Genomic DNA, 26,012 nt, shown 5'->3' with positions numbered 1-26,012 from the left:
TTTATTGGTTTTTTAATAACCTTATTTCTTTTAAAAATAAAGTAAGATTTTCAATTTTATAATCAATATATTCTTTATCAGATTCTTTTTTGCCCCATTCCTCATCATTAATTAACCAAGCAGTAATTGTTCCTCGCTCTTTACCTATCGATAAGTTTTTTGCTATATCTTCAATGTACAAAGTTTCTTGTGGATCAATTTTGAATTTTTCTACCATTAAATCGAAAGCTTTAGCCTCTGGTTTTGGGTGATATTCTGCATCTACGATATCAAATATGCCCTCAAATTGGTCGTCAATTCCTAGGGTTGTAGTGATGTGCTTTACATGGTTGTAACTACCATTAGTGAAGACAAATTTTCTTAAATTTATATTCTCTAACTCATATCTTAATGCTGTATCTTTTTCTAAAAAAGATAAATCAATATCATGAACAAAATCTAAAAATTCTTTAGGATCAATTTCATGATGTATCATTAGACCATTTAAACTTGTGTTATATTTATGAAAGTAATTTGTCTGAAGTTCTTTGGCTTTTTTTAAATCTACATTAAGTTTACTTGAGATATATTCTGTCATTTTTCGGCTTACTTGACCAAATACTGCCTCTAGGTCGCTATAAAGAACACCATCACAATCAAATAAAATATTTTTAATATGGTTTAAATTTTTCATTGTCTAATTAAAGTTCCAGATCCCCCATCTGATAAAAGTTCAAATAGAACAGAATGATTTTTTCTTCCATCTATTATAACAACTCCTTTTACTCCGTTACTAGCAACATCTAAGCAATTATTTATTTTTGGGATCATGCCACCCGTAATTGTTTCATTATCTATTAAGTCTTTTATAGATTCTGAGTTAATTTCTGGAATTAGATTTTTATTTTTATCCAAAACACCTTCTACGTCACTTAATATAATCAACCTTCTGGCATTAATTTTTTTAGCAATATAGGCAGCTGCAGTATCTGCATTGACGTTATAAGTTTGATCATTTTTATCTAAACCTAAGGGCGCAATAATAGGCACTTTTTTATCTGCGATAATTTTATCTATTATTGATTGATCTACATTTGTAGGAGAGCCCACAAAACCAAGCTCTTCATTATCTTGGACAACTGTTAAAATATTATTTTCTTTGGAATTAATGCTCTGACTTTCGCAATTTTGCTTATCTAGAGCATTGATAATTTCTTTATTAAAATCAATTAATACTTCTTCTACAACTTTAATAGTATCTTTATCAGTTACCCTTAATCCTTTTATAAATTTACTTTCTAAACCTATCTCATTAAGTTTATTACTTATTCTTTTTCCACCACCATGAACAATAATAGGAGTAAATCCTAGTTTATTTAGTGTTGAAATATCTTTAATAAAAATATCAAAAAGATTTTGATCAATTAAAACACTACCACCACATTTAATAACAATATATTCATCGTTATATTTTTCTAAATATTTTTGTACTTCTTCTGTTGAAGGACCATCGAGTGGTAGAATTGTTTTTAATTCTTCTTCTTTAATATCCAACATTAAGTTGTTGTTTTAACAGTGGTTCGTTTCATTATAAAAACTTGTTGTGCCATAGTTAAAATATTATTTACTGTCCAATATATTACCAACCCTGCCGGGAAAGGTGCTAAAATTATTGTTAGGAATAATGGAAAGAACATAAATATTTTTGCTTGCATCGGATCTGTTGGTGCAGGATTTAATTTTTGTTGAACCCACATAGAAATACCCATTGCTACAGGCCATGCTCCAATGACTAAAAATGATGGTACATCATAAGGCAATAATCCAAATAGATTAAACAAAGAAGTAGGGTCTCTTTCTGATAAATCTTGTATCCAGCCATAAAAAGGCATTTGTCTCATTTCAATTGTTACAAATAAAACTTTATATAAAGCAAAGAAAACCGGAATTTGCACAAGTATTGGTAAACAACCAGACATTGGGTTTACTTTTTCTTTTTTATATAGAGCCATCATCGCTTGTTGCAATTTCATTTTATCGTCCTTGTGTAGCTCTTTCAGTCTTGCCATTTCAGGCTGCAAGGCTTTCATTTTTGCCATGCTTCTAAACGAGAAGTTTGCAAGTGGAAAAAATGCTAATCTTATACAAATTGTAATTGCTATAATCGCTAGGCCATAATTTCCGAGCAATTTAAAGAAATAATCTATTCCAAAAAATAATGGTTTGGTAATAAAGTATAAAAATCCCCAATCAATTGTTAAGTCAAATTTATCAATGTTTAAAGACTCAGCATATCCGTCAATTACATCAACTCTTTTTGCAGCAACAATGATTTGTAAGGTTTCTTCAATCAATGAATTTTCATTAAGTTCCAATGGTTCTGTTGATACAAAATTTGCTCTGAACTTATCTTTATAATCAAATGTTGTTTTAAATTCTTTTTCTCTTGGTGGAATTAGTGAAGTTACCCAGTATTTATCTCCAATACCTAGCCATCCTTTTTGAGCAGTTCTTGAAAATTTCTTCTCTTGTATGTCATCGTAGTCTTCCTCAATAAGTTCATCATCAAGTGTTGCCACCAATCCTTCATGAAGGATATAGAAGTTAGATATATCAGGCATTTCATTTCTAATGATTTGCCCATAAGTATAAAAATCATATTTTTTATCTGTAGGATTGATTACACTTTGTTTAATTGAAAATAAATATTTGTCATCTAAGGCGATCTCTTTCTCAAATGTTATACCTTGATCATTTGTCCAAGATATTTTTATAGGCGATTGATCTGTTAACTTATTATTTCCTGAAACTTTCCAAATAGAATTTGAATTTGGAATTTCAACATTTTTATCAGATGTAATAAAACCACTTTCAATTAAATAACCATCTTTTGAATTTCTTGGTGAAAGAAGTGTAACTTTTTCTTGAGAGTCTAAACTGACATTATATTGCTTAAAAGTTAGATCATCAATAACACCACCTTTAAGTGAAATAGAACCAACAATACTCTCATTCTCAAAATTAATTCTTTCACTTTGATTTAAAGCTTCTTCTCTAGAAATTTCAGCAACATTTTCTTTTTGATCTAGTGAAGGTGTATCGCTGTTTTGTTCAACTTTATTTCCTTCAGCCATATTTTCTTTAGTAATTGGTGGAGGAGCAAAAAATAGTGAATACAAAACTATAACTGCTGCTGATAATGAAATTGCTGCTACTATATTTTTAGTATCCATATTATTTTAATTTTGTGTTTTTTTTAACAGGATCAAAACCTTCACCACCACCTAAAAATTTGATTGGGTGACAAGATAAGATTCTTTTAATACTTAAAAATGATCCTTTTAACAGACCAAATTCTTTAAGTGCATCAATACTGTATTCCGAGCAAGTAGGTAAATATCTACAAGAATGTCCAAATAAAGGGCTAATCAAATATTTATAACCTTTGATAATTTTAATTAATATATTTGTAAAAATATTCATTATTTTATTTTTTCAAAATCCTGAAATAGAGTTTCTTTTATTAATTTGTATTCATTATTTAGCATAGATGACTTAGCGATAACAAGGAATGAATAGTTAAAATTTATTGATATTTTTTTAACTGCCTCGTTTAAAATATTCCTTAATCTTCTTTTAATCTTATTTCTCTTAACTGCATTCCCTAATTTCTTTTTTGTTACAAAACTAATATTGAGTTTATTATTATTTTTATTCATTAATTTACCAAAGAAAATAGTTACATACTTATTCGAGAACTTTTTTTGTTTAAGTAAATTTTTAAATTCTTCGTTTTTTGAAAGAGCAACAATTTTGCTTTTCATTAATTTACACTGATACAGTTAAAGATTTTCTTCCTCTGGCTCTTCTTCTAGCTAAAAGTTTCTTTCCACCTTTAGTCTTCATTTTTGATCTAAAGCCGTGTTTTCGTGCTCTTTTTTTATTTGAAGGTTGGTATGTTCTTTTCATAAATAAATTGATTAAATTTTATAAATTTTGCCCCTTTATATTAGCAATAATAAAAATAGCAAATAGAAGATTTAGGAATAAAATAACAATATTCATGGAAAAAACAAAAAAAATTAAACTATTTATAGGTTTATCTTACTTATTAATTGTTAGTTTATTTTTATATTTTTTCTTTTCAAAATTCAGTCTTCAAGAGATTACATCTTATGATTTTTTAAGAAATAACAGATCTTATTTAATTGAGTTGAAGAATTCTAATTTATTTTTAGTTTCAATTTCTTTCTTGTTTCTAACAGTGCTTTGGGTATTTCCTTTTCTAGGCTTTGGATCTCCTGTAGCTTTAATGGGCGGCTTTATCTTTGGCAAATGGATTGGAACACTAGTTGTTGTAACTGGTTTAAGTGTAGGTGCAACTTTTTTATATATATTTGGAAATTATTTTTTAAGAGATTTAATTAGAGAAAAATTTCTTAATAAATTTCAAAATCTTGAAATTAAATTTAAAAAATCTGAATTTTTTTATTTACTCGTTTACAGATTTATCGGAGGAGTTCCTTGGCAAATAAGTTGTCTATTGCCAACATTATTTAATGTAAGAGTAAAAAATTTTCTATTTGCAACTTTTTTAGGAATAATACCTCAGATTTTTTTGGCAGTTTCAATTGGAAGTGGGATTGAAAAAGTAATCGACCAAAATTCAGAAGTTCCAGGAATAATGGATATTATCTTTTCCCCAGATATTTATGTTCCTCTTTTAGCGTTTTTTGTACTAATTGTGTTTTCAATTATTTTTAGAAAAAAATTTTACAGAAATTAATGGTGCTCCCACCCTGTACTGACCAGGGAACTAGTCATTACCAATGACTTGTTATGCCATTTAACTACAGGAGCTAAAATACATTTAGTAATTTATTGATAATAAAGCATTTTTTTCAAATTATTGCCTTAATTTTTTGATTATAATGATCTATATCTACTAAAAAAAATGTTATGGGAATTCACTACGATTATAAATCTACAAAAGGCAACAAGCTTATGGAGAAGCAAGCTAAAAGAGAAAGAAAGCTTGCAGAAAAAAAAGCTAAACGTTTAGCTAAAGAAGGTCCAAAAAAAGAAGAACCCACATCAAAACCATTAGATCCTAATAAACCAATTTCGTTAGATTTTTTGACTAATCCCAACAAAGAATGAGTTCAAAAGATAAAAATGAGCGTTTGAGCTTAGCTTTAAGAAAAAATTTAAAAAAAAGAAAACTATTTCAAAAAAAAAATAAAAAAAAATCTAAGTAATGTCTATTCAGCCTGACTCGTGGATTAAGAAGATGTGCAAAGAGCACAATATGATCGAACCATTTTTAGATCATCAAGTTGCGGAGGGAAAAATATCATATGGATTAAGTAGTATGGGTTATGATGTTAGAATCTCTGATGAATATAGAATATTCACTAATGTAAATAATTCCTTAGTCGATCCAAAAAATTTTTCAGATGACAATTTTATTGAGAAAAAGGGACCACATTGCATTATTCCTCCAAACTCATTTGTTTTGGCTAAAACAGTAGAATATTTCAGAATTCCAAAGGATGTACTTTGTATATGTGTTGGTAAAAGTACTTATGCAAGAACAGGTATAATTTGTAACGTAACTCCTATTGAAAACGAATTTGAAGGAAATATAGTTATAGAGTTAAGCAACACTACACCTAATCCAGCAAAAATTTATTCTAATGAAGGTATAGCCCAATTTTTATTTTTTAAATCAGAAACTCAACCAGAGACAACTTATAAATCTAAGAACGGTAAATATCAGGGACAAACTACTATTCAGGTTGCTAAAATTAAAAAGTAAGTTATGGACAAATTTCTGATTGATGGTCCTAGCAAAATCAAGGGTAAAGTTTCAATATCAGGTTCTAAAAATGCTTCACTGCCAATATTAGCGGCAACATTACTTTTCGATTTACCAGTAACTCTTCATAATCTTCCAAGAGTAAAAGATATTAGTACTATGCTTAATTTACTTAAATCTCTTGGATCAAAAATTGAACTTTCTAAAGATAAAAAAACTGCAAAAATTTCAAACAATAAAAATATGAAAACTTTTGCCAGTTATTCATTAGTTAAAACAATGAGAGGTTCAATTCTAGTATTAGGACCATTAGTTGCAAAATATCATAAGTCAAAAACATCACTACCAGGTGGTTGCTTAATTGGTGCAAGACCAGTTAATTATCATTTGTCAGCTTTAGAAAAACTTGGGATGAATTATGAAATTAAGGACGGTTACATATTAGCAAAATCTTTTGGCAAACTTAAAGGAGGGTTAATTAGATTTCCAAAAATTACTGTTGGCGCAACTGAAAATTCTATAATTGCTGCATGCTTGGCAAAAGGAAAAACAGTATTAAGAAATTGTGCTGTTGAGCCAGAAATAAAAGACCTTACTAATTTTCTTAATTCAGCTGGTGCAAAAATTAATTGGAAAGGGAGAACTTGTACTATTAACGGAGTAAGTTCATTAAATTCAACAAATTATTCAGTCATGGCTGATAGAATTGAAGCTGGTACTTTTTGCGTAGCAGCAACTTTAGCTAAAGGAACTCTAGAAATTAATAATTTAGATCCAAAAATAATAAATACAGAACTTGATTTATTAAAAAAAACAGGAGCCAAAATAAAAGTAAGCAAAAATAAAATTCATATTAATGGACCAGAAAAAATTAAGTCTATTAAAAATATCAAAACAAAAGAGTTTCCTGGAATTCCAACAGATCTACAGGCGCAATTAATGGTCTTAATGTGTAAAGCAAAAGGAAAAAGCTCAATCACAGAGAATATTTTCGAAAACAGATTTATGCATGTTGCCGAATTACAGAGATTAGGTGCAAATATTACGACTAAAAATAATAAAGCTTATATTGAGGGTAATACGAAATTTATTGGTGCAGAAGTTATGTCTAGTGATCTAAGAGCATCAGTGGCACTTGTCTTAGCAGCTTCGGTTGCACAAGGGAAATCTGTAATTAACAGGATTTATCATTTAGATCGTGGTTATGAAAAAATTGAAAATAAATTAAAAAATATTGGTGTTAAAATAAAAAGATTAAAAAGATGAACAAATATTTAGCCAAAATTATTGCTACAGACAAAGAGGGATTGCAAATGATTTCAGCTTGTAGCTCAGGAGCTAAAGTAAAAGTTTCAGACATTAAGTATCTAGAATCTAATAAAGTATTTTTATTATCAATTGAACGTATTAAAGTAGAAAATGAAAATGAGGACAAAAAAGTCAATAGTATCTGCAGATTTGATTTTGTTGATAAGGTAAAGTCAAAAAATATTGATCAATCAAATCAAGAATTGGTTTTAGAATTAGTAGGAATAGATTATTTGAAAAATAACGATGTTTATGAAATAAATCTCTTCTTTAGTAATAATGCTCATATCGCTTTGACCGCCGAAACGATTGAAGCAATATTAGAGGATCAAAGCGAAATAAATTAGAGATGAAGGTTTTAGATAGCAGTAAGAAAAATTTTGGTAAATTATTAGATAATTTGTTATTGCAAAGAAAGAGAAAAGTTCAATCAAGCTCTGTTTCAGTCACTAACATTATTAAAGATGTTAAAAAAAATGGTGATAAAGCTTTATTAAAATATGAGAAAAAATTTAATAAAAATTCAGTAATCAAACCTAGCTCAATTCAAATTCAAAAATCAATTCAATCATTAAATTCTATTGTAAAACAATCTATCGATACTGCTTACAACAGGATTTATAAATTTCATTCATTACAAAAGTTTAAAAATATTTCTTACACTGATAAATTTAAAAATAAACTTGAGTATAAATATTTACCTTTAGAGTCGGTTGCAATTTATGTACCTGGTTCAACTGCATCCTATCCATCTAGTGTATTGATGAATGCAATTCCAGCTATTGTTGCTGGTGTAAAAAGAATAGTTATGATCAACCCAGGCTATAAAGGAAAACAAAATCCTGCAGTATTATATGCTGCCAAAAAATGTAAAATTAAGGAAATTTATTCAATTGGTGGACCATCTGCTATTGCTGCAGTTTCTTATGGAACCAAAAAAATTAAAAAGGTTAATAAAATTGTAGGGCCTGGAAATGCTTACGTTGCAGCTGCAAAAAAAGAAGTTTTTGGAGATGTTGGAATTGAGGGCATGACTGCTGGTCCTTCTGAAGTTACAATAGTTTGTGATAAGCATTCTAATCCAGAATGGATTGCAAGTGATTTAATAGGACAAGCAGAACATGATGATCTTGCACAGTGCATATTAATTTCAAAAGACAAAAACTTATTAAATAAAGTTAAAACTGAAATAATTAAACAATTAAAAGAAATTCCAAGAGAGTCTATTGCAAAGAGAAGTTTGCAAAATAATGGAATTTTAATGCATGTAAATTCAGATAAAAAAATTATCGACATTGTTAACAAAATAGCTCCAGAGCATTTAGAGTTAAATGTTAAAAACTATAAATCTATTGTTTCAAAAATAAAAAATTCAGGATCAATTTGTTTAGGAAAATTTGCTGTTATGGCTATGACGGATTATAATGTAGGTTCAAACCATGTTTTACCAACAAATGGATCAGCAAAATATTCAAGTGGTATAAGTGTAAACGAATTCTACAAAAGGATTTCATACATAAACCTATCAAAAAAGGGTATTGAAAGTCTTGGACCATCAGTTATAACACTTGCAAATTATGAAGGTCTGGTTGGGCATGCTCAATCAGTGTTAAAAAGAATAAGGAGAAAATAAATTTGTCAAAACAAGACTTACTTGAATTCAAGGGGACTGTGATAGACCTACTTCCGAATGCAATGTTTAGAGTTAAGCTAGAGAATGGTCATACGGTTACAGCTCACACAGCAGGTAAGTTGAGAAAAAACAGAATTAGAGTTCTTCAAGGTGACAATGTAACTGTGGAGATGACACCTTACGATCTTACTAAAGGAAGAATTATCTTTAGAGGATAAATAAGGCTGAGTAGCTCAGGAGTAGAGCAGAGCCCTGAAAAGGCTTGTGTCGGAGGTGCGAATCCTTCCTCAGCCACCACCACAAAGTTTGATCTTGAAATACCTGTAAAAGAAATTAACTTAATTAATATAATAAACAACAAAAGGACGAAGAAATAAGATGAGTACACTACAAGGTAAAATAAAATGGTATAATGGTAAAAAGGGATATGGCTTTATAGAGAGAGACGACAAAGAGAAAGATGCCTTTGTACATGCTTCAGCTGTAAAAGCTGCTGGAATGAGATTTCTTAACGAAGGTGATAAACTTGAATTCACATTAGAAGATGGTCCTAAAGGTCCTTCTGCAGTAAATTTAAAAAAAATAGACTAATTTTCGTAAAATTTCTAAAGGACGTTAATTTCTACATTTAGTAGATTAACGTCCTTTTTTTATTTAAGCCTTGAATATTAATAATTTTTGTCTAAAACGCTGCTCATGAATATAAATATTACATACAGAATTACTTATAGAAGTACTCACAGAAACTGTTTCCATAGCCATTAGGCTATTTATTTATATTATAATTTTCATTCCACATAAAATAAGATAATAACTAAAGGATAAGCTTTGGTGGTGAAATAGTATCACGTCGGTTTGTGGATCCGAAGTCGTAGGAGCGTAACCTACCCAAAGTACCACTAAAATGGAAAAAGATAAAAAACTCAATCCTTCCTTACCATCTGGATTTGAAGATCGTTGGAATAAAAAGTTAGTTCTAAAAAAACAACTTTTAAAAGTGATTGAAAAAAATTTTTTAAAATTTGGAGCTGAACCATTAGAGACACCTTCTTTTGAGATCAGCGAAAATATTGGTTCGTTTTTAGCTGAGGACGAGGATAACCCTATGTCTGACGTATTCTCATTCAAAGATGGTGATAAAAATATTACACTTAGATATGATCTATCTAGTCCATTAGCTAGATTTGTTGCTCAAAATAACCAAGAGCTTCCATCAATATACAAAAGATATGCAATTCAGAATGTTTTTAGAAATGAAAAAGCAGGAAATGGAAGATACAGAGAGTTCATGCAAGCTGATTTTGATATTGTTGGAAATGTTAATTCAGCTCAAGCTAATGCAGAACTTTGCAATTTAATCTCGAGTATACTCTTAGATTGTGGTTTGAATAAAGATCAATTCACAATCAATATTAGTAACAGAAAAATAGTACAAGGTTTAATTGATGATTTAAAAATATCTGAAGATAAGCAATTAAAAGTAATTAGAGCTATTGACAAATTAGATAAACCTGGATTTGGTTTAAAAGGTGTTGAAGATCTTCTTAAAAAAGAGAGAAAAGATGCAAGCGGCGCAGTTACAAAAGGCGCTGATCTAACAGATGAACAAGCATCGCAAATATTAAATTTTTTAAAAATAAAAGACTTAAAACAATTAAAAGAAAATTTAAAAAATCCATTGTCTCAAGAAGGAATTAAAGAGCTTGAGGAAGTTTTTGAAATTTTAGGATTTGGTTCTAATTTAGATCAAGTACAAACCAATTTTACTATTGTTAGAGGTTTAGCTTATTATTCTGATTTTATTGTTGAAACTAACTTAAATTTTAAAGTTACAAATAATAAAGGAAAAGAAGTTGATATTGGCAGCATATGTTCGGGAGGCTCTTATGCTAAGCTTATCTCAAGATTTAAAGGGGTAGATATTCCAGGTACAGGAATTAGTTTTGGTGTGGATAGATTGTTATTTGCACTTTTGCAATTGGATCAGATTAAGGTGGATGATCAAAAGCCCGTTTTAGTCTGTGTGATGGATGAAAAATATCTAAAAAATTATTACGAAATTGTAGATCAATTAAGGGAAAATAACATTAATGCAGAAATATTTTTAGATACAAAGAAAAATTTAGGCAAACAATTAACCTTAGCAAATAAGCGTGAATTAAATGTAGCAGTTATTTGTGGTGACAATGAATTTAATGAAGGAACAGTAACGATAAAAAATCTTAAAGGTGTTAAAGGTGAAAATAACAAAACATTTCCAAAATCAAATTTAATAGATGAAATCAAAAAACTTATCTGAAAGCATTCTTAGATCAGTAAAATCTAAGGGTTATAAATATATAGATTTACCATCGGTAATTGAGGCTAATCATATCGTTCAAAGGTCAGGTGAAAACTTTAGAAAATTTATTTTTTCATTTACTGATCAAAATGGAAGTGAGCTGTGTCTTAGACCAGATTTAACAATTGCATCTTGCTTAAGATACTTAGAGAATAATTTAAAAGGAAAAGAAAAAATTTTCTATAGTGGTCAAGCTTACAGAAAATCTGAAAATAAAAGTGATTCTATTATCCGAGATCAAATTGGATTTGAAATTTTGGGTTCTAAAGATGAAAAAAATGATGATAAAGAAATTATCAATACCTCATTAAAATCTCTTCAAAATATTAAATATTCTTCAGGTAAATTAACAATAGGAAATGTTGAGATATTTAATTTGTTAATTTCAAAACTAGATATCCCGAAAAGATGGAAGTTAAGATTATCAAGACATTTTTGGAGAGAAGATTACTTTAACGATCTTTTAAAAAGATTAGAGACAAACTCTGATGTAGATCCAACAATCGTTGAAATAGATAAAAAGCGTTATTTAAAAATGTTAAAAGAAGATCTATCAAAAGTAATAGCAGGTAGAACTATTAATGAGATATTAAATCGATTTGATAACAAAATTAAAGATCCAAGAAGAGCTAGTAAAGGTAAAGGTGTTTCAAAAATTATTAAAGACTTTTTAAAAATCAAATGCCCAATCAATGAGGCTGCATCTGAGTTAAATAAATTTTTTAAGAAAAATAGAATTAATTTAGTAGTTGATCAAAGATATTTTCCTGTCTCTAACAACAAAGTTTCAAAACTTAAAGTAGTATTTTCAACTTCTTTTGGAAGACAATTGGAATATTACACAGGAATGGTTTTTAAAATTGATATTAAATCAAAAAATAAATTAAAAAATATTATTAATGGTGGTCGTTATGATCGATTAATTTCTGATCTTGGGTCAAAAAAACAAATAGCAGCGGTTGGGGCTGCATTAAATTTAAATTATTAATGAAGAAAAATATTTTAAATATTGGAATTCCTAGCAAAGGCAGACTCAGAAAGGATGTCTTAAACATTTTTAAAAAAAATAAATTAAATCTAATTTCAGAAAGAGGAGAAAGAGATTTATTAGGTTCAATTAAACAAAAGAAAAATGTCAAAATTTTATATCTTCATGCAAGAGAAATTATAGAAAGACTCGGAGATGGTTCATTAGATCTAGGATTTTCTGGATTTGATTTGTTGAAAGAGAGTGAAATAAATATTCAAAAGAAAATAAATGTTATTAAAAAATATGATTTTGGAAGGGCCACGTTAGTAGTTGCAATTCCAGATCCTTGGATTGACGTTCAAACTATTGCTGATTTAGAGGAAATAGCATTTGAGTTTAGAGATAAGAAAAAGAAACGATTAAGAGTTGCAACCAAATATCCAAATTTAACAAGAGAATTTTTATTTTCTAAAGGGGTTACTCAGTTTAAATTGGTAGATAGTTTAGGTGCTACCGAGGCATATCCTTTTACTGGTTCATCAGAAATAATTACTGACATCACTTCAACAGGAGAAACTTTAAAAGCTAATAATCTAAGAATTTTAAAAGATGGTGAAATATTAAAATCAGAAGCTTGTATGATGATATCTAAATCATCATCTAAAAATAAATCTCTTCAAAGTTTAGCTAGATTACTTTCTAAGAATTAAATCTTTCCAATAAATAAGAATAATTTTAATAATATCTAGGTTTCGAAGGATTGCATAAACACCAACTAGTATTCCTAAACCAACAATAATTTTAAATATTAATAATAATTCCATTACATATTTTATATATGATATAAAGTGATTCATGGAAGCTATATTTTTAGTTATTTTAATTCTGTTGCTTGGAGTAGTTTCGGCAATTCTTTACTTAAATTTGAGATCTAAGCCTGAAGATCAAAAAGAAAATAAAGAAGCTGAAGAAATAGCTAATTTAAAATCCGAAATCTCAAGTTTAAAGGATACCTTAAATACAACAATCAATAGCTCACTTGGAGCAATGTCCACTTCATTTAACAATCTGTCTACCGGAGTAACAAAAGATATGACAGAAGCTTTAACTAAAGTAGATGAAAAAGTTGGAAATTTTAATCAACAAGTTCAACTATTAAACCAAAGCCAAGAAGGAATAACAAAAATTTTGGCTGGAGTTAAAAAATATGGAACTCTTGCGGAGTTTAGTTTGGATGCACTGATTAAAGATTTATTACCTGCCTCTCAATTCATGACAAATGTGAAAATGAAAGAAAATACAAGTGAGAATGTAGAATTTGCAATCAAGCTTCAAGGTGATGTTTTAGTTCCAGTTGATAGTCATTTTCCAGTGGAGAAATTTAAAGCAATTACCGATGGTCATGACGCGGAAGACAAAAGGTTAGTTGCTGATGCTAGAGCAAAATTAGCTACTGCATTTAAAGCAAAAGCTAAAAGTGTAAATGAAAAATATATTGTACCACCAAAAACTACTGACTTTGCAATTGTGTATGCTCCTACAGAAAGTTTATACAAAGAGTTAACTGAATACCAAGACCCAAGTACAAAAGAATTATTAACTCAAGAATTAATGAAAAAATATAAAGTTGTAATTTGTGGCCCTAATACTTTGTCAGCATATTTGCAATCTTTACACATGGGCTTTCAATCCTTGAAAGTTCAAAAGGGTGCAACTGAAATTTACAATCATTTAAAAACAATAAGTACAAGATTTTCAAAACACTTTGACAACATAGTAGTTCTTAGAAAAAAATTAGAAGATGCTATGGGTGTGGTTGATAGATTTGGAACAGATGCAAGATCAATAAATAGAACTTTGGAAAGTATAAAAGATCCAGAGCAGGTTGAGAAAGCTGTACAAACAGACAACGTTGAAAAATTTGTTGATAAACAAAGACAAATTAAAAATTAATTTCTTTTTTTTGATAATACCATTTATAAGAAATCTCATGCAATGGAATCGCAAATATGATTATCCAAAATCTTCAAGAGCAACCGTTGATGGTATTAGAAGATATCTCTTGGGAGAAGAAAAATTACCAAGTGTTACTTCAATTTTAGATGTTACTAAATCTGATGAAGATAAAGCAGCATTAGCAAATTGGAGAGAGAGAACAGGATATAAAGAAGCTGAAGCTATCACAAAAGCAGCAAGTAGCAGAGGCTCACAGATGCATAACTACTTAGAATCTTATTTGCTTGGGAGAGAAAATTTAAGTTTTTTTGATGATAATGAACAATATAAATTGATGGCAAAAGAAATAATAGATCATGGTTTAAAAAATAGATTGGAAGAAATATGGGGTGTTGAGTGTACACTGTACTATCCAGATAAGTATGCTGGCACTGCGGACTGTGTTGGAGTTTATGAAGGAAGAGAAACAATTATAGATTTTAAACAAAGCAATAAACCAAAGAAAGTTGAGTATATCGATTCATGGTTATTACAAACTAGCGCGTATTCTTTGGCTCATAATGTTGTGTATAACTCCAATATCACTTCTTGTGTTATTTTGGTCTGCACTGTAGATAAATTATTCCAAGAATTTAAAATTCAAGGACATGATTTAGTCATCTATCAAAATTTGTTTTTAGGAAGATTAAAAAAATTTCATGAACTATCTAATTTAACTTAAAATATAAAGAAAATATGGACAAATTCGTAATCTACGACACCGAAACCACCAATAGCACTATTTGGGGATCTATTATTGAAGTTGGAGCAGTTGTTGTTGATAAAAATTTAAATGAAATTGGTAAGTTAAATATCAGAGGCAGAATGCCAGAAGGAGAAGTGCCAAGTGCCAAAGCTCTATTGGTAAACTCTACGAGTATAGATTTACTCACTAAAGGAAATTATTCTCATTATGAATTCTTAGGAGCAGTTGAAAATTTCTTCTCAAAAGCTGCCCCGGCATTATTTATGGGATGGAGTAACTTAAATTTTGATAGACGAATGTTCCATTTCAATTTCTTTAAAGGTAACAGATATCCTTACATTACTCATTCGTCTCCAAATAAAGAGCACGATGGTCTTCATGTTGCAAGAGCTGCACAAACAATTAATTCTGAAACTTTAAAAACTGAATTAACAGATGCTGGAAATGAAAGTCTTGCTCTTGAAGGTTTAGCAAGACAACAAGGATTTGATACTTCTCAACAACATACTGCGTATCACGATGCATTTACTAGTTTGAAAATTTTAAGAATTATAAAAGAAAAGCATAATGACAATTGGGAAAAATTTTTAACCACTTCCACAAAGAGTAGTGTGGAGTCTATTTTAAAAGGAGAGGGTATTTATTCAATTTTTGAAAATGTTAAAGGAAGAAATATGATGTATTTAGTATCAACATTACATCCAGAGCATTGTTTTCATCCATCTTATGCTTCCTGGGGATATCTTTGGGACTTAAGAAGAGATCCAGAACCTTTTTTAAACATGTCTGTTAATGAGCTTAAAGCTAATCTTAAAAAAATAAGTCCAAAAGCTCTAAGAGTTATAAAAACAAATAAAGCGCCTGTTGTATTAGATAAAAAATTTGCTTTAAAAGAAAAAGCCTATGCAGATCTAGATTTAGAAACAATTCAAAAAAGAGCTAAATTAGTTAGATCTAGTGAAAACTTATGCAAAAATATTCAAATCATTAATAGAGAAGCTGCAGAAGAAAAGGCACAAACCCAAAACCAAGAAGATTTACTTCCTGAGGAAACTTTGTATGAGAAATTTGTTCCAAATAAAGATACTGCTTTATTCAAAACTTGGCACAGTTCATCATGGGAAGACAAATTAAGATTACTAGATAAATTTCAAGATAAAAGATGTGCATGGTTTGGGCAAAAAATTATTTACCAAGAAGCACCTCATGTATTGCCACCTGATTTATATAAAAATATTAAAAGTGAGATAGCTAGAAGAATTTTGAGTAAAAATAGAGAAAAGTGGCAAACTATAGCAATGGCTTACACTGAAATAGACACCTTGAGAGACCAAGCATCTAATAGAGATGATGAGGAAGAACTAAAAAAATTAGATGAAATAAATGAATTTATTATGTCTATTGAAAAAAAATATGAAATTGCATAGTTGACTTTAAAACTTTAATTTATAGAAAGGATTTATGCTTATAGATTTTAAAGATGAAGATTTTGATAGTAAAATCAAAAATGAAGATGTTTCAGTAATTCAGTTTTCAGCTGCTTGGTGTGGACCATGCAAAGCTTTAAAACCAGTGATGGATAAATTAGCTGATGAATACAAAGGTAAAGCTGGTTTTTATTATGCTGATGTAGAAGATGGTGGAATAAACACTGGAAGTGCTGCTGGCATAAGAGGCGTACCAACTGTTATTATTTACAAAAAAGGTGTTGAAGTAGATAGAAAAGTTGGTGGGGTACCTGAAAGCCACATGAAAGAATTTTTAGAAAAAAATATCTAATTCAAATTAAGTATTTCTCCAGCTAGATAAAGAGAACCTGTAATTAAGATTATATCGTTTTTCTTGACCGAAATGGACTTGATTGCATCAAATATATCTTCTTTGTACTGAACATTTTTGAATGAATTTAGTTTGTTTTTTAAGTCTTTTCCACCAATTGAATTAGGTTGGTTTGGAATATCAATAGTGGTCAAGGTTGAGATATTTTTAAAATAACTAATATACTCATTATGATCCTTGTTGGACATCATACCTAAGATTATGTGTTTATTACAATCTAAAGTTTGGAGGTATTCATTTACCACTCTAGCTCCATCAGGGTTATGATCCCCAGAAACTAATAATGTATTATTTTTTACAAGTTCTTTTAGTTTTCCAGATTTAATTTCCTGTAATCTTGCAAGATTATTAATATTTTGAATACCATTTTCTATTTCATTGCTTTGAATTCCAAGATTTAAAGTTCTTATAGTTGCAATAGCAGTTGATATATTTTCTAGTTGAAACTGACCAAGAACGTTCGGTAGAGGAAGTTTCAAACCTCCTAATTTATCCTCATAGTAAAAAAAACCATTCTCTTGAATTGAATAACTATAGTCTTCATTAAAAAATAACTTATTTGAAGAGTTATTTTTAATAGTTTTTTTAATACATTCCATTGTCTCTTTTTTATTTTGCTTTGCGATTATAATATTTGAATTAAGTAAGGCTGATGTTTTTTCAAAAACAATTTGCTCAATTGTTTGATTTTCTTTCGGAAGCCAGTCGAGATGGTCTTTACTTATAGAGGTTACTATACTTGCAAGATTACTCTTTAAAATATTAGTAGCATCAAAACGGTGGAATAAACCACTTTCTATTAAGTTGATATTGTCAGGATATTGGGCAGCTTTATAAAAAAAACAAGCTGATAACATTTCAAAAACAGTTATTGGATTGTTATTATTAATTTTTTCAACCTCTTCTAATAAATCAGCTAATTCCTCGTCATTTAATTCCTGATTATTAAATACAAATCTTTCATTAATTTTTTGTATATGTGGGCTCGTATAAACATTGCATTTTAAATTTGCTTCCTTAAGAATTGCATAAATAGCCTGGATGGTAGAATTTTTTCCATTAGTTCCAACAACTGATATGGCCTTAATTTTATCTTGGGGATTTCCTAATTTTTTACAAAGATTTTGAATTCTATCTAAAGATAAATCTATTTCTTTAGGATGCAACTTTTGAAAATTGCTGAATATCTTCTGAAGTTTCATTTTGCTCAGAACTTATAGCAGAATTTTGTTTTAACAATATTGATAATAAAGTTCCTATTTTAGATGCTAGATCTCTTCTTTCTACGATTAAATCAACAAACCCAGTTTTCTCAACATACTCACTTTTTTGAAAACCTTCAGGTAATTCTTCTTTTACTGTTCCTTGAATAACTCTTGCACCTGCAAACGCAATTAAAGCACCAGGTTCAGCAATATGAATGTCTCCTAACATTGCATAGGAAGCAGTTATTCCTCCTGCAGTTGGATCTGTAATACAAACTAGGTAGGGCAAACCATTTTTCTTTAATTCATTAATTGCAAGTGTAGTTCTTGTCATTTGAGATAATGAAATTAAACTTTCCATCATTCTCATTCCTCCACCAGCGCTTATACATATAAATGGTGTTTGATTTTCTATTGCATGTTGAATTCCATATAAAAATGCTTCACCTTCTGCAGCAGCCATTGAAGCTCCTAAAAAATCAAAGTCAGATGCAACAGCAGTAATTTTAATATTGTTGATTGTTCCAGACGCAACCATCATTCCACAATCTAATCCAGTTTTCTTACGAGCACTTTTTAACCTATCTTTATAAGATTTAGAATCTGTCCAATTCAATGGATCATCTTTTGGAATGGGTGTTTTAAAAATTTCATAATTATTTTTTCCAAACAAAATATCAAATCTTTGTTTTGGTTTGATTCTATGATGTTTATTACAATCTGGACATACCCAAAGGTTTGCTTCTAAATCTTTTTTTAGAATTGGTCCACGACAACAACTTGTCCATTCACTTTTTGCGATATCTTCTTTAGTAGCCCTTTCACGAATAGCAGTTTTTATCTTTTCACCTGCTTTAATAATTTTGGTTATCCAGTTCATTGAATTTTATTTCTTAATCTTTTAACGATATTAGTAACATTTGTGACAGTATTTTGTCTTCTTTCAATTGATTTAGATATTTCCTTACATATCGCACTACCAACTACTAGACCATCAGCTTTTTTAAGAGATTTAATCGTCTTTTCTGTAATACCAAAGCCAATCACAACATTTTTCGATTTATTTTGATTTTTAATTTTGCTGTATCTTTCCAAGATTTTCTTAGGAGATACTTTCAGTTTTCCTCCTGTAGTTGATAACATGCTTATATAGTAAACCATATCATGTGAGTCTTTTATTATTTTTTTTAATCTGATTTGAGATGTAGTAGGTGAGACCAGCTGAATAAAATTTACTCCTTTTTTTTTACATTTTGATGCAAAACTTTTGTTTTCTGGATAAGGTAAATCTACAACAATCAGTCCATCTACTTTTGATTTTTTACATCTATCTAAAAATTTATTTTCATTGTACTGAAATATCATATTGTAATAACCCATTAGTATAATGGGTGTATTTTTTTTTGATTTTTTAAAATTTTTTGCAATTAAAAATACATCGTTAATTTTAATACCATTTTTAATTGCCCTATAGGCGCTAGTTTGGATTTGACCTCCATCAGCTATGGGAGTGTTGTGAGGAAAACCCAATTCACAAATATCAGCATAGTCAGAAATAGACTTAAGAATTTCTAAAGATTTTTTTTTAGTATTATCACCTGCAACTGTATAGGTCAGTAAGGCAGGTCTATTTTCTTTTTTTGCATTTAAAAAAGCTTTATTAAGTAAAGAGCTCATTAATGTTTTCCTAATCTTTCTCTTAAAATATCTCTATCTTTTTTTGCATCACCACAAGAGTTAACAATTATAATTGTATCTTTGCTTAATTTTGGAGCAATTTTTATTGCCTCAGCAAAAGCATGACTTGGTTCTAAACTTGGATTAAGTTTTTCAAATTTAGTTACCATTACATGTGCATTAAGCGCATCCTCATCTGTTGCATAAGTATATCGTGCTCTTTTAGTATCTTTTAAAAAGCAATGAATAGGACTAACACCAGGATAATCTAAACCAGCACTTATAGATTCTGTATCATTAATTTGTCCTTCATTATTTTGACAAACATACGAAGCTGCTCCGTGTAAAATACCAACTTTTGCATTTCTACTTAGTGGTGCTGCATGAAGTTTAGATTTTTTAGGACCTCCAGCTTCTACACCAATTAATTCTATTTGTTTTTTGTCAAAATCAATAAACTCGCTCCAAAATCCATATGCAGAACTACCACCTCCAACACAATTAATTAACTTAATTTTATTTGGAATTCTTTTAAATTCTTCCTTAAGCTGTTTTCTTAATTCTCTAGAAATTTGTGCAGTTGACCAACCACATATTTTTACAAAGATATTCGGTCCAACAGTACTACCAACGCACATGTGTGTATTATCACAATTAGATACCCAATATCTCATACATTCACTTACTGCATCAACTAAAGTCTGACTTCCAGAATAAACTGGTACAATTTCTGCACCATTTTTTCTCATAGCGTCACAATTTGGTTTTTGTCTTTTAATGTCTTTAGCGCCCATAAAAATTTTACATTTAAGACCAAATTTTTTAGCAGCCATACTTAACATTTTTCCTGCATATCCAGCGCCAGTATCGCCAACGATATATTTTTTACCCATAGCTTTACAAATTAGTGCATGAACAGTGGCATTATAGATTTTATGTGCACCTCCATTTGCTTCAGAAACTACTTTTGCCCAAATTTGAGCTCCACCTAAATGATTGGACAAATTCTCTAACTTCACAAAAGAGGTTGGAGATCCAATATAATTTTTAAAATAATAATCTCTTTTTTTTAAAAAGGCTTTATTATTTCTAAGTTTCTTAAATTCTTTTGTTAAATCCTCTACTGGTTTTTTTAAAGTTTCAGGTATAAAACTACCTCCAAATTTTCCTCCCCAAAACCCTTGCTGATCGTGTTGATCAATTAATGGAACACCTTTTTTAAGCTTCATTTTTAATTTCATTAACTTTATTTAAAAAAAATTCTATTTTGGATAGGTCTTTTAATCCAGATGTTTCTACACCACCAGATAAATCTATAAAATTTGCCAAATTTTTGAAATTTTTAAGCTCTTCATTGTATTGAATATTTCCAGCAATCATTAATTCCTTATTTAATTTGATATTTTTAATCAAGTCATGATCAAAAGACTGACTTTTCTCGTAACCCTTACTATCAAATAAATAAATATCAGTATGATCAGAATATAATTTATAATTACTCAAATCAGACTTTGATTTTATTGTGAAAGCTGTAATAATTTTCTTTTGATATTTTTCTTTTATCTCTTTTATTTCCTCTGGTGTACAATCGTATAATTGATAGTAATCAAAAGGTAAGTTTTTAATTTTCTCTAAAATATTTATATTTGGTTTTACCAGAACAGCAACATAGTAACTTTTTTTTGGATTATTGATTAAAAGTTTTTTTAAATTTTCATATTCAACATATCTAGAACTTTTTGGATAGTTGCAAATAAATCCTATAAATGTTGGTGGGTGAGGGTGATTAGTTAAAAAATTTAAAGTATCAGGATCAGAAATCCCACAAATTTTACAACCCTTAATCATCAGTATAAATGATTGATTAATTTTTTAATATTATTCTTAATATTACCCTTTGTAAGAGATCTTCCAATTACCACTCCCGAAACTTTATTTTTGAAAGCATCTTTTGGTGTCATTACTCTAGCTTGATCATTCAAATTATCACCTGGTAATCTTATCCCAGGTGTGACGATTAAAAAATTTTTGTATTTTTTTCTAATCATTTTCGCTTCTTTTGCAGAACAAACTATCCCATCACATCCTGCTTTTTTAACAATACCAGCTTGCTTTAAAACTAGCTGGTCAACTGTTTTAGTATGACCAATTTCTTTTAATGATTTATTGTCAAGACTAGTCAACACAGTAACTCCGAGTACTTTTAAATTTTTATTAATTTGTTTAGTTTTTTTCTTGATAGCTTTAAGCATATTAAGTCCACCATTTGCATGCACAGTAATGTATTTACATTTTTTTAAATCTTTCAAACTATCAACTGCAGAAAGAGCTGTTTGTGGAATATCATTTATTTTTAAATCTAGCCAAAAATCTGATTTGTATTTTTCTAAAAATTTTCTTCCATTTTTTGAGTAAAAAAACTGTAATCCGAATTTTGGAATAATTTTTAACTTTTTTGTATTAATATTTTTAAGAATTTTTTTTATTTGATCTAAATTCGAAGTATCACATGCAACGAATATAATTTTATTCTTCATTATTCATCTTTTTAAACATTTCCTTACTCATTTTCCATGATATTACTTTCTTTTCAGGAACTGCAACTTTTTCGCCAGTTTTTGGATTTCTTCTAATGGAGGCTTTTTGAGTCTTTACTCTAAATGTTCCAAAATTTCTTAATTCAACTCCATCTCCTCTACGAAGTGATCTTTTTATTTCACTTAAAATTATATTAGTAAATTTCTCTAAATCTTTTTTTAAGAAATTTGGGTAGTTTTGAGAGAGTTGTTTTAGAAGCTTTGATTTTACAATAGCCAATTTATAACTTCTTCAATTATTCTTTCTCTTCTTCTTTTTTCTTTAAATCCTCAGATAATGATGAAAAAGGTAGGTTTTTACCAGAACCTTCAGATCCATATTTTTCAAGAGCTTCTTTTTTCTCAATTTCTTCAAGTAATCTAATGCTTAATATTACTTTTCTCTTATTCATGTCCAAATCTGCTATCGCACAGTCTAATTTCTCACCACCTGTCCATCTACTTGGTCTAGCATCAGCAGCATTAATTGCTATTGCAGATTTTTTAATCTGGAAGTCCATTTCACAACCCTCTGGTCTTACTATAAGTCCTTTGTTATCAGTTGAAACAACTTTAACAGTTATTGTTTGATTTTTTGTCTTATCTTTAAACCAGTCAAATGGATCTGCTTTAGTTTGTCTTAAACCAACTCTAATTTTTTGTTCTGAAGACTTTATTTCCAATACTTTAACTTTAAGCTTATCACCTTTTTTATACTTAGACAGTTCCTCTTCACCATTATTTAAATAAGTTAAATCATTACAATGTAAAAAAGCATCAATATCTAAATCTTCAATTTTAACAAATAAAGAATATTCATTTTTATTTACAACTTCTCCCTCAACAATTGTACCAATAGGATATTTTTTCTCAAATAATTCGAAAGGATTATCTTGAGTTAATCTATGTGATATTGCAACACGTCTTTTGTCTTTGTCAATTTCAGTAATTACACAATCTATCTCATCACCAACTTTAAACATTTTTTTTGCTGAAATATTTTTTTTAGTCCAGCTTAGTTCGCTTGAATGAAGCAAGGTTGTTAAACCTGGTTCTAGCTCACAAAAAGCTCCAAAGTCCATTAATTTTACCACTTTAACTTTGTAGATTTTATTTAATTCGTAATTTTCAATATGTTCAAAAGGATCTGGAGATAATTGTTTTACCGAACATCCGACTTGTAATTTTTCTTTATCAACACTGATAACTTTTAGATCGTGTTTTTCACCTATATTAAATACTTCATCAGGATGGTTAACTCTTGAATAGGAAATCTCTTGTAAGTGAACCAATACATCTAGTTCACCGTTTACATTAAAGAAGCAGCCAAATGAACTGTATCCCTTTACTTCGGCACCTTTTATAATGTCGCCAACTTTGTATTTTTCAACTATTTTTGCTTTATCTTCTTTTTTAAAAGATGAAATTATTTCTCTTCTAGATACGCAGGCATTCCCTCTAACTTTGTCTAGTTTGATAAGCGCAAATTTTTGTGGCTCATTCATTAAATGACTTATGTCTTTTAAAGGTTTATCACTTATCTGTGAACCAGGTAAAAACATAAGTGAGCCAGTATCAATATGTTCGACTATGCATCCACCTTTGCACTTAGATGTAATTTTACCCATGATGGGTTCATTTTTTTCATATGCTTCTACTAGTTTGTCCCAACCTTTAATTTTTTGAGCTTTACTAGCTGAAACCAAAACTTCTCCATGTTTATCTTCAATTTTTTCAAGTAAAACAGGAATAGTTTCACCAACTTTGATTTTCTCTGAAAGACCCATGCTCTTTAATTCGTTAATATCGAGAACTGGTTCTGATTTTAAACCTTCAACAAATAAAAATACGAATTTTTCAGTAATTTTATTAATTCTACCTTCAATTATTTTACCTTCTTCTATTTGAACTTTTGAAAGCTGGCTGTTTAGTAATTTTTCGAATTCTTGAGATGCTGGATTTGATAAATCTTTATAAATTTCCATTAACTATTAATTTTCCTGTCTATAATTTTTTTTATTTTTAAAAAACACGCTCTTTTAGATAACTTTGTCGTGTTTATCAACAAAGAATCTTTTGTTTTTTTAAGGGGAGAAATTTTGCGATTATAGTCATTTTTATCCCTATTTTTTATACTTTTTAATACTTCTTTGTAATTAAGCTTATTATTTAATCTTTTTAGTTCTTTATATCTTCTTAAAGCTCTTGTTTTAACGTTAGCAGTTATAAAAAACTTAAAGTCTGCATCTGGGACAATGTTGTAAGTAATATCGCGACCATCAAGGATAGATCCTCTGTATTTTTTGGGCGGATTGTAAGCGCAATTTACCTGAAATGAATGAACAAGTTTTCTTATACCTTTATTTTTTGCGATTATTGAGGCTTCCGTTCCTACTTTGTCAGATAATAAAGCTTTGTTGTTAAGATCTTTTATTTTTAAATTTTTAATTTTATTTTTTATAAATTTGTAATTAAATTTCTTTGGGTTCTGTAATTTATAAAAAGCAATTAAACGATATGCCTTACCTGTATCAACTTTAAGCAATTTATAGTGTTCAGCCAAAGCTTTTGCCAAAGTCCCAGCACCTGCTGCAGCAGGTGAATCAATAGCAATTTTTAAGATATTTTTTCTTTTAATCATTTCTTTAAATCTTCAATAATTTTTAAAAAATTTGGAAACGAAGTATTAATTGAATCTTTATCGTGAATAGTCCATTTTCCACCAAAACTTAAGGCTGCAATCAAACTTGCCATAAAAACTCTATGATCTTTTAAATAATTTTTTATCGTGATTTTTTTATTAAATTTTATATTTAGATTAGGATTGCCGTAAATTCTAATAGAATCGTTTGTTGTGATTGTTTTAATTCCCAAATTTTTTAAAATTTTCTCAGCCCATTTTAATCTTGGACTTTCTTTTTGATTTAGTTCACTTAAATTTCTAAAATATGAAACTCCCTTTGCTTTAGCAGCAACTAAAAATATCACTAAAAATTCGTCAATTGCTCCACTATTTAATTTAGGAGGACAATTTATTGCTTTTATATTTTTTGCACTTATTACTTTTATATCAGCTTTTTTTTCACCCTTATAAGTTTTTTCATTTTTAAAATTTATTCTTACCCCCATTTTTCTCAAAATAGTTATGATCCCTATTCTAGATGGATTAATATTTACATTTTTAATTAATATTTCTGAGTTGTTAGATAGTGCCGTTAGAACAATAAAAAATGCACTAGAACTAATATCAGAAGGAATTTTATAATTTAAAGTATTAATTTTTTTTACTTTATTAATTTGTATTTCATCGAAATTTTTATTTTTTTTAATACTTATGGGTAGTTTTAAATATTTACATAATAACTCAGTATGATTCCTTGATTTTTTTGCTTTAATTTTTGTAGCTCCATCTACTCTCATTGCTGCAAAAATAATTGAACTCTTGCACTGAGCTGAACCTTTATCTTCATAATATTTGATAGGCTTTAAATTTGAGGAACCATAAATTTTCAGTGGTAAATAATTATTATTTGTTAATTTAAATTTAGCTCCAAATTTACTTAAAGGATCAGAAACTCTTCTAAAGTCTCTTTTTGACAAACTTTTATCTCCAACTAAACTAATTGGATTTGGGGAATTTACTAACAATCCAAGAATAAGTCTCCCTAGTGTTCCTGAATTTTTTGCATCAATTTTTAAGTTTTTTTTGTACTGATAGCCATCTATCCCTTTTCCATATATCACACATTCTTTTTTCCTAATTATTACTTTAATACCTAATTTTTTTACTGCTTCGATGGCAGCAAAAACATCTTCTGATAATAAAAGATTTTTTGCTTTTGACTTACCATTTGCTAATGAAGCAAATAATACCCATCTAATACTTAGACTTTTATCGCCAGGTACAACTATAATTTTTTTAAAATTTTCAATTTTCTTATTTATCTTAACGATTTTTGACATCA

The 26,012-nt window shown here is 28.9% G+C and carries 32 protein-coding genes and 1 tRNA gene; 16 read left to right on the top strand and 17 right to left on the bottom strand.

The window, feature by feature from the left end:
• Position 1: 1 nt before the first annotated feature.
• Genes ACTTAW_RS00490 through rpmH form a run of 6 tightly spaced genes read right to left on the bottom strand, consistent with a single transcriptional unit; the run spans position 2 to position 3,948 of the window.
• Complete coding sequence (locus tag ACTTAW_RS00490) at positions 2-673, bottom strand: pyrimidine 5'-nucleotidase (RefSeq protein WP_440650619.1); 672 nt, start codon at positions 671-673, stop codon at positions 2-4.
• Positions 670-1,536 carry an acetylglutamate kinase gene (argB, locus tag ACTTAW_RS00485; RefSeq protein ID WP_440650617.1) on the bottom strand — a complete coding sequence of 289 codons (867 nt, stop codon included), beginning with the start codon at positions 1,534-1,536 and terminating at the stop codon, positions 670-672. Before argB ends, ACTTAW_RS00490 begins: the two co-directional genes overlap by 4 nt.
• On the bottom strand, positions 1,536-3,212 hold the full coding sequence (gene yidC / locus ACTTAW_RS00480) for a membrane protein insertase YidC (RefSeq protein WP_440650615.1): 1,677 nt from the start codon (positions 3,210-3,212) through the stop codon (positions 1,536-1,538). Before yidC ends, argB begins: the two co-directional genes overlap by 1 nt.
• A 1-nt stretch (position 3,213) precedes the next feature.
• The gene (gene yidD / locus ACTTAW_RS00475) at positions 3,214-3,462 is read right to left on the bottom strand and encodes a membrane protein insertion efficiency factor YidD (protein WP_075505949.1); all 249 of its coding nucleotides are present in this window, start codon (positions 3,460-3,462) and stop codon (positions 3,214-3,216) included.
• The gene (gene rnpA / locus ACTTAW_RS00470) at positions 3,462-3,803 is read right to left on the bottom strand and encodes a ribonuclease P protein component (RefSeq protein WP_075505950.1); all 342 of its coding nucleotides are present in this window, start codon (positions 3,801-3,803) and stop codon (positions 3,462-3,464) included. The genes yidD and rnpA overlap by 1 nt, the downstream gene beginning before the upstream one ends.
• A 4-nt stretch (positions 3,804-3,807) precedes the next feature.
• Positions 3,808-3,948 carry a 50S ribosomal protein L34 gene (gene rpmH / locus ACTTAW_RS00465; protein ID WP_023854404.1) on the bottom strand — a complete coding sequence of 47 codons (141 nt, stop codon included), beginning with the start codon at positions 3,946-3,948 and terminating at the stop codon, positions 3,808-3,810.
• Between the two features lie 94 nt (positions 3,949-4,042).
• Between rpmH and ACTTAW_RS00460 the strand changes: the two genes are divergently transcribed.
• The 12 genes from ACTTAW_RS00460 to hisG all read left to right on the top strand — a co-directional run bounded on the left by ACTTAW_RS00460 (position 4,043) and on the right by hisG (position 12,759).
• Entirely contained in the window at positions 4,043-4,765 is a 723-nt protein-coding gene (locus ACTTAW_RS00460) for a TVP38/TMEM64 family protein (protein ID WP_440650614.1), read from the top strand.
• Between the two features lie 173 nt (positions 4,766-4,938).
• Complete coding sequence (locus ACTTAW_RS00455; protein WP_075505952.1) at positions 4,939-5,139, top strand: hypothetical protein; 201 nt, start codon at positions 4,939-4,941, stop codon at positions 5,137-5,139.
• Positions 5,140-5,236: 97 nt separating this feature from the next.
• A complete protein-coding gene (gene dcd / locus ACTTAW_RS00450) occupies positions 5,237-5,797 on the top strand; it encodes a dCTP deaminase (protein ID WP_075505953.1) in 561 nt (186 codons plus the stop codon).
• Positions 5,798-5,800: 3 nt separating this feature from the next.
• On the top strand, positions 5,801-7,063 hold the full coding sequence (gene murA, locus ACTTAW_RS00445; RefSeq protein WP_440650613.1) for a UDP-N-acetylglucosamine 1-carboxyvinyltransferase: 1,263 nt from the start codon (positions 5,801-5,803) through the stop codon (positions 7,061-7,063).
• A complete protein-coding gene (locus ACTTAW_RS00440) occupies positions 7,060-7,452 on the top strand; it encodes a DUF2948 family protein (RefSeq protein ID WP_440613489.1) in 393 nt (130 codons plus the stop codon). Before murA ends, ACTTAW_RS00440 begins: the two co-directional genes overlap by 4 nt.
• A gap of 2 nt (positions 7,453-7,454) precedes the next feature.
• Positions 7,455-8,738 (top strand): histidinol dehydrogenase, encoded by a 1,284-nt coding sequence (hisD, locus tag ACTTAW_RS00435; RefSeq protein WP_440650612.1) that lies wholly within the window; start codon positions 7,455-7,457, stop codon positions 8,736-8,738.
• Between the two features lie 2 nt (positions 8,739-8,740).
• On the top strand, positions 8,741-8,956 hold the full coding sequence (gene infA / locus ACTTAW_RS00430) for a translation initiation factor IF-1 (RefSeq protein WP_023854397.1): 216 nt from the start codon (positions 8,741-8,743) through the stop codon (positions 8,954-8,956).
• Between the two features lie 4 nt (positions 8,957-8,960).
• Positions 8,961-9,035 (top strand) — tRNA-Phe (locus ACTTAW_RS00425).
• An 81-nt stretch (positions 9,036-9,116) separates the two neighbouring features.
• Positions 9,117-9,329 (top strand): cold-shock protein, encoded by a 213-nt coding sequence (locus tag ACTTAW_RS00420; RefSeq protein ID WP_075505957.1) that lies wholly within the window; start codon positions 9,117-9,119, stop codon positions 9,327-9,329.
• 313 nt (positions 9,330-9,642) lie between these two features.
• Positions 9,643-11,037, top strand: coding sequence for a histidine--tRNA ligase (hisS, locus tag ACTTAW_RS00415; protein WP_440650610.1), 1,395 nt, complete (start codon positions 9,643-9,645; stop codon positions 11,035-11,037).
• Positions 11,015-12,067, top strand: coding sequence for an ATP phosphoribosyltransferase regulatory subunit (locus ACTTAW_RS00410; protein WP_440650608.1), 1,053 nt, complete (start codon positions 11,015-11,017; stop codon positions 12,065-12,067). Before hisS ends, ACTTAW_RS00410 begins: the two co-directional genes overlap by 23 nt.
• Positions 12,067-12,759 (top strand): ATP phosphoribosyltransferase, encoded by a 693-nt coding sequence (gene hisG / locus ACTTAW_RS00405; protein WP_440650607.1) that lies wholly within the window; start codon positions 12,067-12,069, stop codon positions 12,757-12,759. The genes ACTTAW_RS00410 and hisG overlap by 1 nt, the downstream gene beginning before the upstream one ends.
• On the opposite strand, the gene ACTTAW_RS00400 is transcribed toward hisG, so the two are convergent.
• Positions 12,742-12,873, bottom strand: coding sequence for a hypothetical protein (locus tag ACTTAW_RS00400; protein ID WP_440650605.1), 132 nt, complete (start codon positions 12,871-12,873; stop codon positions 12,742-12,744). The two genes, hisG and ACTTAW_RS00400, sit on opposite strands and share 18 nt — an antisense overlap.
• A gap of 31 nt (positions 12,874-12,904) precedes the next feature.
• On the opposite strand from ACTTAW_RS00400, the gene ACTTAW_RS00395 reads away from it, so the two are divergent.
• From ACTTAW_RS00395 to ACTTAW_RS00380, 4 genes are read left to right on the top strand one after another with little or no spacing between them, the layout of a single operon-like run.
• Complete coding sequence (locus ACTTAW_RS00395; RefSeq protein ID WP_440650603.1) at positions 12,905-14,002, top strand: DNA recombination protein RmuC; 1,098 nt, start codon at positions 12,905-12,907, stop codon at positions 14,000-14,002.
• A 37-nt stretch (positions 14,003-14,039) separates the two neighbouring features.
• A complete protein-coding gene (locus ACTTAW_RS00390) occupies positions 14,040-14,726 on the top strand; it encodes a hypothetical protein (protein ID WP_440650602.1) in 687 nt (228 codons plus the stop codon).
• Positions 14,727-14,740: 14 nt separating this feature from the next.
• On the top strand, positions 14,741-16,177 hold the full coding sequence (locus tag ACTTAW_RS00385) for an exonuclease domain-containing protein (RefSeq protein ID WP_440650600.1): 1,437 nt from the start codon (positions 14,741-14,743) through the stop codon (positions 16,175-16,177).
• A gap of 34 nt (positions 16,178-16,211) precedes the next feature.
• Positions 16,212-16,529 carry a thioredoxin family protein gene (locus ACTTAW_RS00380; protein ID WP_075505964.1) on the top strand — a complete coding sequence of 106 codons (318 nt, stop codon included), beginning with the start codon at positions 16,212-16,214 and terminating at the stop codon, positions 16,527-16,529.
• Here the strand turns inward: ACTTAW_RS00380 and ACTTAW_RS00375 are convergent.
• Genes ACTTAW_RS00375 through aroA form a run of 10 tightly spaced genes read right to left on the bottom strand, consistent with a single transcriptional unit; the run spans position 16,526 to position 26,010 of the window.
• The gene (locus tag ACTTAW_RS00375) at positions 16,526-17,791 is read right to left on the bottom strand and encodes a bifunctional folylpolyglutamate synthase/dihydrofolate synthase (protein ID WP_440650598.1); all 1,266 of its coding nucleotides are present in this window, start codon (positions 17,789-17,791) and stop codon (positions 16,526-16,528) included. The genes ACTTAW_RS00380 and ACTTAW_RS00375 overlap by 4 nt on opposite strands.
• On the bottom strand, positions 17,745-18,674 hold the full coding sequence (locus ACTTAW_RS00370) for an acetyl-CoA carboxylase carboxyltransferase subunit beta (protein ID WP_440650596.1): 930 nt from the start codon (positions 18,672-18,674) through the stop codon (positions 17,745-17,747). The genes ACTTAW_RS00375 and ACTTAW_RS00370 overlap by 47 nt, the downstream gene beginning before the upstream one ends.
• Entirely contained in the window at positions 18,671-19,471 is an 801-nt protein-coding gene (gene trpA / locus ACTTAW_RS00365) for a tryptophan synthase subunit alpha (protein ID WP_440650595.1), read from the bottom strand. The genes ACTTAW_RS00370 and trpA overlap by 4 nt, the downstream gene beginning before the upstream one ends.
• Positions 19,471-20,700 carry a tryptophan synthase subunit beta gene (trpB, locus tag ACTTAW_RS00360; protein WP_440651904.1) on the bottom strand — a complete coding sequence of 410 codons (1,230 nt, stop codon included), beginning with the start codon at positions 20,698-20,700 and terminating at the stop codon, positions 19,471-19,473. The genes trpA and trpB overlap by 1 nt, the downstream gene beginning before the upstream one ends.
• Positions 20,690-21,319 (bottom strand): phosphoribosylanthranilate isomerase, encoded by a 630-nt coding sequence (locus ACTTAW_RS00355; protein WP_440650594.1) that lies wholly within the window; start codon positions 21,317-21,319, stop codon positions 20,690-20,692. The genes trpB and ACTTAW_RS00355 overlap by 11 nt, the downstream gene beginning before the upstream one ends.
• Positions 21,319-22,008: an orotidine-5'-phosphate decarboxylase gene (gene pyrF, locus ACTTAW_RS00350; RefSeq protein ID WP_440650592.1), complete on the bottom strand. Its 690-nt coding sequence runs from the start codon at positions 22,006-22,008 to the stop codon at positions 21,319-21,321. Before pyrF ends, ACTTAW_RS00355 begins: the two co-directional genes overlap by 1 nt.
• Entirely contained in the window at positions 21,998-22,288 is a 291-nt protein-coding gene (locus ACTTAW_RS00345; protein ID WP_440650590.1) for an HU family DNA-binding protein, read from the bottom strand. The genes pyrF and ACTTAW_RS00345 overlap by 11 nt, the downstream gene beginning before the upstream one ends.
• A gap of 16 nt (positions 22,289-22,304) precedes the next feature.
• Positions 22,305-24,032, bottom strand: a complete 1,728-nt coding sequence (locus ACTTAW_RS00340; protein WP_440650589.1) for a S1 RNA-binding domain-containing protein — start codon at positions 24,030-24,032, stop codon at positions 22,305-22,307.
• Positions 24,032-24,688, bottom strand: coding sequence for a (d)CMP kinase (cmk, locus tag ACTTAW_RS00335; RefSeq protein ID WP_440650587.1), 657 nt, complete (start codon positions 24,686-24,688; stop codon positions 24,032-24,034). The genes ACTTAW_RS00340 and cmk overlap by 1 nt, the downstream gene beginning before the upstream one ends.
• A complete protein-coding gene (gene aroA, locus ACTTAW_RS00330) occupies positions 24,685-26,010 on the bottom strand; it encodes a 3-phosphoshikimate 1-carboxyvinyltransferase (protein WP_440650585.1) in 1,326 nt (441 codons plus the stop codon). Before aroA ends, cmk begins: the two co-directional genes overlap by 4 nt.
• Between the last annotated feature and the right edge of the window lie 2 nt (positions 26,011-26,012).

It is taken from the genome of Candidatus Pelagibacter sp. HIMB1495 (genome assembly GCF_052047955.1).
Lineage (GTDB): Bacteria > Pseudomonadota > Alphaproteobacteria > Pelagibacterales > Pelagibacteraceae > Pelagibacter.
Note: the sequence above shows the minus strand (reverse complement) of the source record. Positions and strands in the feature narration are given on the sequence as shown.

What these genes read in the sequence shown, in the direction of transcription:
- ACTTAW_RS00410 (WP_440650608.1), top strand. Translation starts at nt 11,015, where the DNA reads ATGAAATCAAAAAACTTATCTGAAAGCATTCTTAGATCAGTAAAATCT.
- argB (WP_440650617.1), bottom strand. Translation starts at nt 1,536, where the DNA reads ATGTTGGATATTAAAGAAGAAGAATTAAAAACAATTCTACCACTCGAT.
- ACTTAW_RS00395 (WP_440650603.1), top strand. Translation starts at nt 12,905, where the DNA reads ATGGAAGCTATATTTTTAGTTATTTTAATTCTGTTGCTTGGAGTAGTT.
- trpA (WP_440650595.1), bottom strand. Translation starts at nt 19,471, where the DNA reads ATGAGCTCTTTACTTAATAAAGCTTTTTTAAATGCAAAAAAAGAAAAT.
- rpmH (WP_023854404.1), bottom strand. Translation starts at nt 3,948, where the DNA reads ATGAAAAGAACATACCAACCTTCAAATAAAAAAAGAGCACGAAAACAC.
- hisD (WP_440650612.1), top strand. Translation starts at nt 7,455, where the DNA reads ATGAAGGTTTTAGATAGCAGTAAGAAAAATTTTGGTAAATTATTAGAT.
- pyrF (WP_440650592.1), bottom strand. Translation starts at nt 22,008, where the DNA reads ATGAAGAATAAAATTATATTCGTTGCATGTGATACTTCGAATTTAGAT.
- ACTTAW_RS00390 (WP_440650602.1), top strand. Translation starts at nt 14,040, where the DNA reads ATGCAATGGAATCGCAAATATGATTATCCAAAATCTTCAAGAGCAACC.
- aroA (WP_440650585.1), bottom strand. Translation starts at nt 26,010, where the DNA reads ATGTCAAAAATCGTTAAGATAAATAAGAAAATTGAAAATTTTAAAAAA.
- ACTTAW_RS00440 (WP_440613489.1), top strand. Translation starts at nt 7,060, where the DNA reads ATGAACAAATATTTAGCCAAAATTATTGCTACAGACAAAGAGGGATTG.
- murA (WP_440650613.1), top strand. Translation starts at nt 5,801, where the DNA reads ATGGACAAATTTCTGATTGATGGTCCTAGCAAAATCAAGGGTAAAGTT.
- ACTTAW_RS00380 (WP_075505964.1), top strand. Translation starts at nt 16,212, where the DNA reads ATGCTTATAGATTTTAAAGATGAAGATTTTGATAGTAAAATCAAAAAT.
- ACTTAW_RS00460 (WP_440650614.1), top strand. Translation starts at nt 4,043, where the DNA reads ATGGAAAAAACAAAAAAAATTAAACTATTTATAGGTTTATCTTACTTA.
- hisS (WP_440650610.1), top strand. Translation starts at nt 9,643, where the DNA reads ATGGAAAAAGATAAAAAACTCAATCCTTCCTTACCATCTGGATTTGAA.
- ACTTAW_RS00340 (WP_440650589.1), bottom strand. Translation starts at nt 24,032, where the DNA reads ATGGAAATTTATAAAGATTTATCAAATCCAGCATCTCAAGAATTCGAA.
- ACTTAW_RS00370 (WP_440650596.1), bottom strand. Translation starts at nt 18,674, where the DNA reads ATGAACTGGATAACCAAAATTATTAAAGCAGGTGAAAAGATAAAAACT.
- rnpA (WP_075505950.1), bottom strand. Translation starts at nt 3,803, where the DNA reads ATGAAAAGCAAAATTGTTGCTCTTTCAAAAAACGAAGAATTTAAAAAT.
- ACTTAW_RS00385 (WP_440650600.1), top strand. Translation starts at nt 14,741, where the DNA reads ATGGACAAATTCGTAATCTACGACACCGAAACCACCAATAGCACTATT.
- dcd (WP_075505953.1), top strand. Translation starts at nt 5,237, where the DNA reads ATGTCTATTCAGCCTGACTCGTGGATTAAGAAGATGTGCAAAGAGCAC.
- ACTTAW_RS00355 (WP_440650594.1), bottom strand. Translation starts at nt 21,319, where the DNA reads ATGATTAAGGGTTGTAAAATTTGTGGGATTTCTGATCCTGATACTTTA.
- trpB (WP_440651904.1), bottom strand. Translation starts at nt 20,700, where the DNA reads ATGAAGCTTAAAAAAGGTGTTCCATTAATTGATCAACACGATCAGCAA.
- ACTTAW_RS00455 (WP_075505952.1), top strand. Translation starts at nt 4,939, where the DNA reads ATGGGAATTCACTACGATTATAAATCTACAAAAGGCAACAAGCTTATG.
- ACTTAW_RS00375 (WP_440650598.1), bottom strand. Translation starts at nt 17,791, where the DNA reads ATGAAACTTCAGAAGATATTCAGCAATTTTCAAAAGTTGCATCCTAAA.
- ACTTAW_RS00400 (WP_440650605.1), bottom strand. Translation starts at nt 12,873, where the DNA reads ATGGAATTATTATTAATATTTAAAATTATTGTTGGTTTAGGAATACTA.
- ACTTAW_RS00490 (WP_440650619.1), bottom strand. Translation starts at nt 673, where the DNA reads ATGAAAAATTTAAACCATATTAAAAATATTTTATTTGATTGTGATGGT.
- cmk (WP_440650587.1), bottom strand. Translation starts at nt 24,688, where the DNA reads ATGATTAAAAGAAAAAATATCTTAAAAATTGCTATTGATTCACCTGCT.
- yidC (WP_440650615.1), bottom strand. Translation starts at nt 3,212, where the DNA reads ATGGATACTAAAAATATAGTAGCAGCAATTTCATTATCAGCAGCAGTT.
- yidD (WP_075505949.1), bottom strand. Translation starts at nt 3,462, where the DNA reads ATGAATATTTTTACAAATATATTAATTAAAATTATCAAAGGTTATAAA.
- ACTTAW_RS00420 (WP_075505957.1), top strand. Translation starts at nt 9,117, where the DNA reads ATGAGTACACTACAAGGTAAAATAAAATGGTATAATGGTAAAAAGGGA.
- hisG (WP_440650607.1), top strand. Translation starts at nt 12,067, where the DNA reads ATGAAGAAAAATATTTTAAATATTGGAATTCCTAGCAAAGGCAGACTC.